10 protein-coding genes are annotated in these 10,089 nt (G+C 64.1%); 3 read left to right on the top strand and 7 right to left on the bottom strand.

Annotated features, from left to right (window positions below; all coding sequences use genetic code 11):
• From EN738_RS24155 to EN738_RS24140, 3 genes are all read left to right on the top strand, one after another.
• The coding region (locus tag EN738_RS24155; RefSeq protein ID WP_127285903.1) for a CHAT domain-containing protein at nt 1–1,801 on the top strand (1,801 nt) is incomplete at its 5' end.
• Nucleotides 1,802–2,247: 446 nt separating this feature from the next.
• Nucleotides 2,248–3,021: an NAD kinase gene (locus tag EN738_RS24145; RefSeq protein ID WP_127285901.1), complete on the top strand. Its 774-nt coding sequence runs from the start codon at nt 2,248–2,250 to the stop codon at nt 3,019–3,021.
• A gap of 193 nt (nt 3,022–3,214) precedes the next feature.
• Nucleotides 3,215–4,771 (top strand): DEAD/DEAH box helicase, encoded by a 1,557-nt coding sequence (locus EN738_RS24140; protein WP_189605948.1) that lies wholly within the window; start codon nt 3,215–3,217, stop codon nt 4,769–4,771.
• Between the two features lie 75 nt (nt 4,772–4,846).
• On the opposite strand, the gene EN738_RS24135 is transcribed toward EN738_RS24140, so the two are convergent.
• The 7 genes from EN738_RS24135 to EN738_RS24105 all read right to left on the bottom strand — a co-directional run.
• The gene (locus tag EN738_RS24135; RefSeq protein ID WP_127285899.1) at nt 4,847–5,443 is read right to left on the bottom strand and encodes a hypothetical protein; all 597 of its coding nucleotides are present in this window, start codon (nt 5,441–5,443) and stop codon (nt 4,847–4,849) included.
• A 249-nt stretch (nt 5,444–5,692) separates the two neighbouring features.
• Nucleotides 5,693–6,343, bottom strand: a complete 651-nt coding sequence (locus tag EN738_RS24130; protein ID WP_127285898.1) for an OmpA family protein — start codon at nt 6,341–6,343, stop codon at nt 5,693–5,695.
• Nucleotides 6,344–6,498: 155 nt separating this feature from the next.
• Nucleotides 6,499–6,867, bottom strand: a complete 369-nt coding sequence (locus EN738_RS24125; protein ID WP_127285897.1) for a GFA family protein — start codon at nt 6,865–6,867, stop codon at nt 6,499–6,501.
• Nucleotides 6,868–7,018: 151 nt separating this feature from the next.
• A complete protein-coding gene (locus tag EN738_RS24120) occupies nt 7,019–7,396 on the bottom strand; it encodes a hypothetical protein (RefSeq protein WP_127285896.1) in 378 nt (125 codons plus the stop codon).
• Between the two features lie 299 nt (nt 7,397–7,695).
• The gene (locus EN738_RS24115; RefSeq protein ID WP_245494651.1) at nt 7,696–8,124 is read right to left on the bottom strand and encodes a GFA family protein; all 429 of its coding nucleotides are present in this window, start codon (nt 8,122–8,124) and stop codon (nt 7,696–7,698) included.
• Between the two features lie 62 nt (nt 8,125–8,186).
• Nucleotides 8,187–9,318 (bottom strand): peptide chain release factor 2 gene (prfB, locus tag EN738_RS24110; RefSeq protein ID WP_127285894.1). Its coding sequence is split into 2 segments (ribosomal slippage): nt 8,187–9,251 and nt 9,253–9,318, totalling 1,131 coding nucleotides; the frame shifts between segments, so codons are not numbered across the junction.
• Between the two features lie 120 nt (nt 9,319–9,438).
• Nucleotides 9,439–10,089: penicillin-binding transpeptidase domain-containing protein (locus EN738_RS24105; protein WP_281034323.1), on the bottom strand; the 651-nt coding region annotated here is incomplete at its 5' end.

Below are 10,089 nucleotides of genomic sequence, written 5' to 3'. Positions count from 1 at the left end.
CCTTCCGCCCCTACCCCCTGATCCGGCACCGGCCTCAGCCCAGGACCAGCCCTCGACCGGGCCGGTCTTGGTTCCTTCTGGCGGCGCGGAGGTCGATCCCGACGATGGCAACCTTCCACCCCCGCCGCCCGCTCCGGAGCCGGCCACGGAGCAGGTCGTCCGGCACCCGGCCATCGATGCGCCGGACGAGGTGGTGGCGGGTGACGTCGTGACCGTATCGATCGCGTTGGCCGAGGAGCAATTGACGCCAGAGGTCAAGGTGAAAGCCGCACCCGGCACTACGGTGACCGCGGACGGCGCACTGCGCATGGCGATGCCCGCCGGAACGGAGCAATGGCCGATCGACATCGATCTCTTCGCCTCGGGCTTCGATCTCGCCGATGGCGGCAAATGGAGCCGGGCAGCCACGCTCTATCGCGAAGGCGACAGCGATTTCGTCCGCTTCGAGCTCAAGGCGCGGCCGATCGGCCAGGACAGCAAGCCAGGCCAGTTCATCGCCCGCATCTACAGCGCCGGACGTTTCCTCGGCTCGGCATCGCGGCCCGTCACCATAGCGCGAACGCGGATACCCGCTCCCAGCGCCGAAACCGCCACCCCTGCCCCGACAATGCTGCTCGCCTCGGCGCCGAGACAGCCATTGACCGGCAGTATCGACCTCAACGGCGCCGGCGACGTGCCCGATCTCGACGTCACCATCCTCTATGACGATCCGAGCGGCCTCGGCTCCGGACAGATCATCATCCATTCGCCGCATCTGGCCGGACCGGTGACCGACAGTTTCTCGACGCCGCCGGAGATGGCGGCATGGCTGGAGTCCGAATACCAACGCCTGCTGCAGCTCGGCCTCAGCCTGCGCGGCGCGGTTTCGTTGCAGCAGCCTGCCGCAAGCAATGACCCGGAAGCGCAAAAGCGCTTCGTCACGCTCGCCGCCGAAGGCTTCGGCGATGTGCTCTATCGCGACTATGTGCCGAAGGTGTTCAAGCATGTTTTCTGGTCATTGCGTGGCAAGGGCGAACTGCGCTCGATCCAGATCACCTCGAACAGCCCGACACTGCCCTGGGAATTGATCCGCCCGCGAAGCGACGACGGCGCGACGCAGGACGGCTTCCTCGGCATGGGCTATCGGCTGGCGCGCTGGGCGCCGCGCAGCATGTCCTCGCAGGTCGACAATCCGCTCGACCGGCTGGTCTTCACCGGGGTTGCGGCGGTAGCGCCCTCCTACGCCGACAAGCAGTCGCTGTCGTTCCAGCAGGTCGAGATCGAGGCGCTCAGCAAGCTTTCCGGTTATCGCCGCTTCGACGGCGATTTCGTCTCTTTCGAAAAGCTCGTCGGCGAGGTCTCGACCGGCTTCATCCATTTTTCCGGCCATGGCGAGGTCAACCAGCCTGGCAGCGGCCGACCGGTTTTTGCCATCGACCTCGTCGACCAGTCGCTCGATCCGGATACCTGGCGCGCGCTGGTCGCGGCCGCCCACGGTACAGGCAATCCCTTCTACTTCTTCAACGCCTGCGACAGCGGACGCTCGCAGATGTTCGGTGGCTTCGTGCAGGGCTGGGGACCGGCGGTGCTGGCGAGCGGCGCTTCCGGTTTCATCGGCGGCATGTGGCCGCTGACCGACCGCGCCGCGGCCGCCTTCTCTGCCGATTTCTACGGCGGCATCACCACCCGGCTCGAGGACGGGCCGGTCTACCTCGCCGAAATCCTGCAAGGCGTGCGCAAGCGCTTTTACGAAACGGGTGACCCGACCTACCTTGCCTATACTTTCTACGGCAACGCCAATCTTCAGGTCGTGACGCAGTAGGGGCCGGAAGCGCGGCCACGTAGGACAGCGATCTTACAGCGCTCTTTGCGGACAGGGCATTCCGGCGGTGTCACCGCAGCGCGAGGCCGTCGGCTGGGGCCGGGAACTCATATCTTCCGAATGCCGTACCAGTTCGGCGAAAACGAGGGCAAAACTTCCCAGCATCAGGAAGACGATAATCAGGCGTGTCACCGGCAATAGATAGGTCTCGACTTGCTGGCCCCCGCCAACCCATCCACTGCCGGCTAACATGGCCCATCCGGCTTTACGAGAGCTTAAGCTTCGTCTTAACCATCACGTTCGGCCATCCGGCGACACAATGCGCGAGCAACTGCCTTTCATTGCCGTCCTGTGCCGCCCTTTGCAGATGCGGGCGGCCCATGCTACCCCGGCGCTGGCGCGGTCCGAAAACGGGGCCACCGCCAGCCGCTCGTCATCGGGAAGCCATGAGCAAAGCCGCCAGCCATTTCGCCTTCGTCTCGTCCGACACCGCCGACGCCAAAGCGGCGCTGGAAAGCCTGTCGTCGCACTATGGGCAGACATCGGTCGAAGAGGCCGAGATTGTGGTCGCCCTCGGCGGCGACGGCTTCCTGCTGCAGACGCTGCGTGACACGATGAGCACCGGAAAGAAGGTCTACGGCATGAACCGTGGCACCATCGGCTTCCTGATGAACGAATACCGCGCCGGCGGCCTTGAGGAACGCATCGCCGCCGCGGTCGCCGAGACCATCCGTCCGCTGGAGATGCTGGCGGTGACGCATGAAGGCGAGACCGTCTCTGCGCTGGCGATCAACGAAGTGGCGCTCTGGCGCCAGTCCTACCAGACGGCCAAGATCCGCATCACGGTGGACGAGCAGGTGCGGCTCGAGGAACTGAACTGCGACGGCGTGATGATCGCGACGCCGGCCGGCTCGACCGCCTATAACCTCTCCGCGCACGGCCCGATCCTGCCACTCGACGCGCCGCTGCTGGCGCTGACGCCGGTGAGCCCGTTCCGTCCGCGCCGCTGGCGCGGCGCCCTGCTTTCCAACAAGGCGACGGTGCGCTTCGACATACTCGAAGCCGAAAAGCGGCCGGTGAACGCGGCCGCCGACCATACCGAAGTGAAGGCCGTGGCCTCGGTCACGGTGCGGGAGTCGCCGACCGCGACGGCGACGCTGCTGTTCGATCCCAACCATTCGTGGAACGAGCGCATCCTCGCCGAACAGTTCCGCTACTGAGCCGGCGCCAGGACAGGGCCTCGATTAAGCATCGCGATTAAGCTTACGTCTTCACAATCGCAGCATTTCCGGCCGTTTCTGTTGACAAATCGTGGGCTTGCGCCTAACTCCAACGCCGATCTTGCAGGCGCGCGGCGCCTGCCGCGACGGATACCGTTGCGCTTCCCCCTGTAAAAGCCAAAGACAGCCAAACTTGTCCTCAGACACCCAGACTGCTCAAGAAGCGTTGACATTCGCGGACCTCGGCCTTTCGCCGAAGGTCCTTTCCGCGGTCACCGATGCCGGTTACACCAAGCCGACGCCGATCCAGGCCGGCGCCATCCCGCATGCCTTGCTGGGCAAGGATGTGCTGGGCATCGCCCAGACCGGCACCGGCAAAACGGCATCCTTCGTGCTGCCGATGCTGACCCGTCTCGAGAAAGGCCGCGCCCGCGCCCGCATGCCGCGCACGCTGATCCTCGAACCGACGCGCGAGCTTGCCGCTCAGGTCGAGGAAAACTTCGTCAAATACGGCAAGAACCACAAGCTCAACATCGCGCTGCTGATCGGCGGCGTCTCCTTCGACGAGCAGGACAAGAAGTTGGAGCGCGGCGCCGATGTGCTGATCGCGACCCCCGGCCGCCTGCTCGATCACCGCGAGCGCGGCAAGCTGCTGCTCAACGGCGTCGAGATCCTCGTCATCGACGAGGCCGATCGCATGCTCGACATGGGCTTCATCCCCGACATCGAGCGCATTTGCGAGATGATCCCGTTCACGCGCCAGACGCTGTTCTTCTCCGCGACGATGCCGCCCGAGATCACCAAGCTGACGGAAAAATTCTTGCACGCGCCGGTGCGCGTCGAGGTATCGAAGGCCGCCTCCACCGCGACCAGCATCACCCAGCGCCTGGTCAAGTCCGGCTCCAAGCCCTGGGACAAGCGCGAGACGCTGCGCAACCTGATGAAGGCCGAAGACGCCGAACTGAAGAACGCCATTATCTTCTGCAACCGCAAGGTCGAGGTCTCGGAACTGTTCCGCTCGCTGCTGAAGTACGATTTCGATGCCGGCGCCCTGCATGGCGACATGGACCAGCGCGCGCGCATGCAGATGCTGGCCAATTTTCGCGACGGCAAATTGCGCTACCTCGTCGCTTCGGACGTCGCCGCGCGCGGCCTCGACATCCCCGATGTCAGCCACGTCTTCAATTACGACGTGCCGATCCATGCCGAGGACTATGTCCACCGCATCGGCCGCACCGGCCGCGCCGGACGCGCCGGTAAATCCTTCACCATCGCCACCAAATCGGACACCAAATACATCGATGCGATCGAGCGGCTGATCGGCAACAAGATCGAGTGGCACGACGGCGACCTGTCGACGGTGGTCGCCAGCGAAGGCGAGGACGAAGCGCCCCGCCGTGGCCGCGGCGCGCCGCGCCGCGCCGGCCGCAAGGACGAGGACCGCAAGGACAGGGGCGAGCGCAAGCCGCGCGAGCGCCATGCCCGGCACGGCGAAGACACGCCGGCCCCGACCCGCGAGGAGCAGCCGGTCGCGGCCGAGGCAACGGTGGCCGATATCGGCGAGCGGCGCGCGCGCAAGGAAGCGATCCGTTCCGAAAACAGCGAGCGCAGGGGCGATCGCAACGACCAGCGCGGCGAGCCGAAGCGGGAGCGTGACCGCCCTGCCCGCCACCGTCAGGAAGAAGACGACGCCACCGTCGGTTTCGGCGACGACATGCCCGCCTTCATGCGGATCGTCGCCAAGGTCTGATCTCTGTTCCGTTTCGACAAAAGGCAAGCCGAGCACTCGGCTTGCCTTTTCTTGTCTGGACGGCCTTGCGGGCCCTCACATCGGGCCGGGCATCATCTTGGTCGGCTTCTCCAGCATCGGGAACTCGGCCTTGTTGCATTTCACGTTCGGGTTGGTCGGGCTGAACACGCCGTTCGGGTTGTCCTTCAACCAGGCGTGAAGGTCGTAGTGGACGAACTCCTTCGGGATGAGCGGATAGTGTCCCTCCATCGGCCCCATGAATTTCTGGCCGAATAACGAAGGTGCTTCCTTGACGTCCGGTGTCAGCGGCACCAGCCATTCGACCCCGACCAGCTTCAGGCCCTTCTTGGTCGGCTCATAGATCAGCACGTTGGGGCGCATCGGATCGAGTTTCTGCCCGACGCTGGGAACATTGACGAAGTGGATGCCCATGGCGCCCTTCGGATAATCCATCGTGCCGGCTATCTTTTCGCCGCTGTAGTAGACGCAGCCGACAGTCGACAGATAGAGGTCGCGGATGGCGGCGGTGTAGTCCTCGTATTTGGCGAGCGACTTTTTCAAGGCCTCGATGTCGGCCTTGCCGGCATCCTCGGCCTGAGCCGTGGCCGCGCCAAGCCAGGCGCCGATAAGACCCGTCAGAGCGAGGGCACCGAAGCGAACTGTTTTCGTCATGCATTCCTCCCAGATTTTCTGATCTGGCCGTGCAAGACCGAGGCGTCGAACTTCTTGATTGCGCGGCCGATTGTACCGCCCCGTCCCTCTGGAACGGTCCGATGCTATTCCTTTCCACTATCCCGGAAAAGCAGTTCGTTAGAACTAGCTAATTCTTCAGGACGACTGGGTGAACTGAAGGCTGCCAATGTCGGTTCAAACGAAGACGGCCCCCGTGGGGGCCGTCTATACGTTTCGATGCCGAAGGGCTCAGGTGAGCGGCGAAAGCTGAATCTCGACGCGGCGGTTCTGCGCGCGGCCCTGTGTCGTCGCATTGGACGCGATCGGCCGGGTCTTGCCGAATCCGGTGACGGCGAAGCGGCGCGAATCGACACCTTGCCCGGAGAGATAGTTGGCGACCGCGAGCGCACGGCGCTGCGACAGGTCGAAATTGTGTTCGTCGCCGCCGGTCGAATCGGTGTGGCCGAAAACGTCGACCGTGGTCTGGCGGAACTTGTTCAGCACCAGCGCCACCGAATTCAGCACCGGATAGAAGCCGGGCTTCACCGCGTCCTGGTCGATGTTGAAGGTGATGTCGGACGGCATGTTGAGGATGATCTGGTCACCGGTGCGCGTGACGCTGACGCCGGTACCCTGGAGCTGACGGCGCAGCTCGGCCTCGTTCTGGTCCATCGTGGCGCCGATGGCGCCGCCGGCGAGCGCGCCGATACCGGCGCCGATCAGCGCGTTGCGGCGGTCGTTGCCGCCGGCCAGAAGGCCAAGCCCGGCACCCGCGATCGCGCCGAGGCCGGCGCCGGCCGCCGTGTTGGAAACCTTCTGCTCACCGGTGTACGGATCGGTGGTGGTGCAAGCGCTCACCAATACAGCCGTCGCCACGACGACGAGCACAGTCTTCTTCATGAGAATGTCCCTCTCCAAACCGCGGCCATTGCAGCCGCGCCATATCAGCCCTTCCGGCGGTCTTGTAGCATGAAATACGGCGAAAAGCGGAACGGCAAAAGGCCGATCAGAGCTTTTCCATCGTCGCCATGCGCGGCTGTTCCGGCCAGTGCCCCCTACCAGAGATTCTTGCCGTCGATGACGACGACCTCGACCTTGTCGAGATTGAAATCGTCGAACAGGCGCGAGTTCACGCTGATCTTCGGGTTGTCGAAGTCCGGCTCACCGGTCGACCAGTCGGGCGTTTCGGTGAAGGTGCCGCAGCCGCAGGTGGCGCAAAAGCCGTGCTTTATGGTCTTTGAGCCCCAGCGGTAGAACGAGACGTTTTCGGGCGGGCTGGTGAGCTTGAATTGCTCGGGCACATAATAGGCCCAGAGCGAGCCGCGTTTCGAACAGAAGGAGCATGTGCAATGCGTCACTGTTTGCGGCGCTTCTGAAACCTCGAATGTCGTCGCCTTGCAGTGGCAGCTTCCCTTGATGGTCATGAACGAATTCCTCTCCGTTGCCCGCCGTCCACCGCGGCAAGGCAACATAAAGAATCGCTCCTGACAACCGCCTGTCGGCAGGCTTGCCTGCCCGCTCTCAAAAACTGGAAAGCCCGATGCCCCTTGACCCGCAGGTCGGATGCCCGTCGCCTCAATAGGAGCGCGGCGGCACGAACAGGCAGATGGTCTTGCCGGCATCGAGTCCCGCCTGATGCGCGCACCAGTGGAATTCGCCGTCGGGGCTATCCTTGACGCGCTTGTCGGTCATGGGAACCACCTCGCCCGTGCCGGCGATCACGTAGCCCTCCGGCTTCTCCAGGACTTCGCCGGAGTGGGTCGTGCGGCAATCGTAGTTGGCGCAGCACGAGAACGGATAGCTCCAGCCTTGCGGCAATGCCGCCGTAGGCTTGGCATCGTGCGCGAGCGCAGGCGCAGTCAGCACCACGACCACCGCGGCCGCAGCCAGGAAAAACAGGAAGCGGCCAACCGGTTCAACGGCTTTGGCCTGTCGAATTGTGGCAGCAAACATGGGAACGTTCCTTTCAAACGAGCTCCAAGCCTTTCGCTTGCCCGTTCCCGGAACGTGTCTTCCCACTGGCCGGATCGTCAGGTCGCAGATACGCCGCGTCCGGCCATAAATGCTTCTATCCCCTCAGCCCGAATGCTGGGCTGATTCCTTGGCCGGCGCAAGAAGCGGCCGCATCGGCAACGCCGCGCCGCACGCCAAACCTCTGCAGCCAGAATCGTGCGCCGGCTTGGTTAACGAGCCGTTAGCGACGGATGTCTGGTGCCGGACAACGAAATTCAGATGAAGCTGGTTCCAGCCGTTCAACCGGGAATATGCTCATCATACTGTGGCAGATCGTCGGTGACTGTGAACCATTTCGCCTTGGAACCGACGAAGATATGCGCCGTCGGGCGGATGCTCGGCGTATCCACCAGCGTCCCCATGGTGACGTGGACGTAGGCGCCCGCCCGCACTACCGAATAAAGCAGCGAGCCGCACTGCCCGCAGTGCTTGTCGTGAGCGCCGCTGGGATCGCCGAAGACCAGCATCCTGTCGTCGCCGGCGGTCAGGCGCAGCTTGTCCCGCTCGATGCCGGCGAAGGGCTTGAAAGCCGACCCGGTGGCGCGCTGGCAGTTCGAGCAGTGGCAGTTCAAGGCATAGACGAATTCGTCCGCCACCTCGTACTGGACGGCGCCGCAAAAGCACTTTCCGGAAAGCCTGTGAGTATTTGCCTTGTCCGGCTTGGTCACAAGCGCCTCCTTCATCTGGTGCCCAAGGTGTCGGGCCGGCCTCACCTGAATATGGACATATCCTAGTCGAGATCCGCCACCGCTTCGCCCGCCCCACCCTCGATACGGTGCGACAGCGAGGCTTCCATGAACTCGTCGAGGTCGCCGTCGAGAACGCTCGACGGGCTGGTGCTTTCGACGCCGGTGCGCAGGTCCTTCACAAGCTGATAGGGCTGCAGCACGTAGGAGCGGATCTGGTGGCCCCAGCCGATGTCGCTCTTCGATGCCTCGGTGGCGTTGGCCACCGCCTCGCGCTTCTTCAGCTCTTCCTCGTAGAGGCGCGAGCGCAGCATCTCCCAGGCCTTGGCCCGGTTCTTGTGCTGCGAGCGTTCGGCCTGGCAGGCGACCGCGATGCCGGTCGCGAGATGGGTGATGCGGACCGCAGAATCGGTGGTGTTGACGTGCTGGCCGCCCGAACCCGACGAGCGGTAGGTGTCGATGCGGACATCCGATTCCGAGACGGCGATGTCGATCGTATCATCGATGACCGGATAGACCCAGACGCTGGCGAAAGACGTGTGGCGCCGCGCATTGCTGTCGTAGGGCGAGATGCGCACCAGCCGGTGGACACCCGATTCGGTCTTCAGCCAGCCATAGGCGTTGTGGCCCTTGATCAGCACCGTGGCCGACTTGATCCCCGCCTCTTCGCCGTCGTGCACTTCCAGCACCTCGACCTTGAAGCGGCGGCGCTCGGCCCAGCGCGTATACATGCGCAAAAGCATCGAGGCCCAGTCCTGGCTCTCGGTGCCGCCGGCGCCGGCATGGATTTCGAGATAGGTGTCGTTGGCGTCGGCCTCGCCCGAAAGCAGCGTCTCGACCTGGCGGGCCTTGGCCTCGCCCTGCATCGAGCGCAGTGCCGCCTCTGCCTCGGCGACGACGCCTTCGTCGCCCTCTTCCTCTCCCAGTTCGATCAGGCCGATATTGTCTTCAAGCGCCTGGGTCAGGCCCTTGACGGCGGCGATGCCATCTTCGAGCTCCTGGCGCTCCCGCATCAGCTTCTGCGCTTCCAGCGGCTCGTTCCAGAGGCTGGAATCCTCGGCGCGGACGTTCAGGTACTCAAGCCGCTTGATGGCCTGGTCCCAGTCAAAGATGCCTCCTCAGCAGGGTTATGGCCTGCCTGATCTCGTCGACGATGTTGAGCGTTTCCGCGCGCATGGCTGCCAGTTCTGTCCAGTTGATTTTGGTCGGCGCGATACATAGGGACGGCACCGCCGCCTGTAAAGCGAAATGGCCGGCCGGATCGTGGTCCGGCCGGCCTCATTCGATGCGAGCCCGTCAGTAAAGCCCGCCGCCGCCATCCTGGATGGCTTGCGTGGCTTGCGGCGACAGCGCGCCGCCGGCGCCGTTCGAACCGTCGGCCCCCATGCCGATCACCCAATAGCTGTCGGCGGGGCCGGTGCCCGGCTTGAAGGCTTCGATGATCGTGCCTGCCTCGCCTTCGGCCGCCTTCATGCCGGTCTTGCGGTTGATGGCGATCAGCTTCATGCCTTCCGGAACCTGGAAGTCGATGTTGGGCGTGCCGTCCAGCGCCACGCGCATGAAATCCTTGAAGATCGGCGCCGCCAGACCGCCGCCGGTCGCGCCCTTGCCAAGCCCTTTCGGCGTGTCATAGCCCATATAGAGGCCGACTACGAGGTTCGGCGTATAGCCGATGAACCAGGCATCCTTCTCGTCGTTGGTCGTGCCGGTCTTGCCGGCGATATGGCGGCCGAGCTCGGCGATGGTGGCGCCGGTGCCGCGCTGCACCACGCCTTCCATCATCGAGGTGATCTGGTAGGCCGTCATCGGATCGAGCACCTGCTCGGAATTGTCGACCAGTTCCGGTTCGGACTGGTTCTTCCATTCGGCGGCGTTGCAGCCTTCGCAACCGCGCTCGTCCTGCTTGAACACCGTCTTGCCGTAGCGGTCCTGGATGCGGTCGATGAG

Origin of the sequence: Mesorhizobium sp. M4B.F.Ca.ET.017.02.2.1, from assembly GCF_003998955.1 — a bacterium.
Taxonomy (GTDB): domain Bacteria; phylum Pseudomonadota; class Alphaproteobacteria; order Rhizobiales; family Rhizobiaceae; genus Mesorhizobium; species Mesorhizobium abyssinicae.
Note: the sequence above shows the minus strand (reverse complement) of the source record. Positions and strands in the feature narration are given on the sequence as shown.

What these genes read in the sequence shown, in the direction of transcription:
- EN738_RS24145 (WP_127285901.1), top strand. Translation starts at nt 2,248, where the DNA reads ATGAGCAAAGCCGCCAGCCATTTCGCCTTCGTCTCGTCCGACACCGCC.
- EN738_RS24125 (WP_127285897.1), bottom strand. Translation starts at nt 6,867, where the DNA reads ATGACCATCAAGGGAAGCTGCCACTGCAAGGCGACGACATTCGAGGTT.
- EN738_RS24135 (WP_127285899.1), bottom strand. Translation starts at nt 5,443, where the DNA reads ATGACGAAAACAGTTCGCTTCGGTGCCCTCGCTCTGACGGGTCTTATC.
- EN738_RS24130 (WP_127285898.1), bottom strand. Translation starts at nt 6,343, where the DNA reads ATGAAGAAGACTGTGCTCGTCGTCGTGGCGACGGCTGTATTGGTGAGC.
- EN738_RS24120 (WP_127285896.1), bottom strand. Translation starts at nt 7,396, where the DNA reads ATGTTTGCTGCCACAATTCGACAGGCCAAAGCCGTTGAACCGGTTGGC.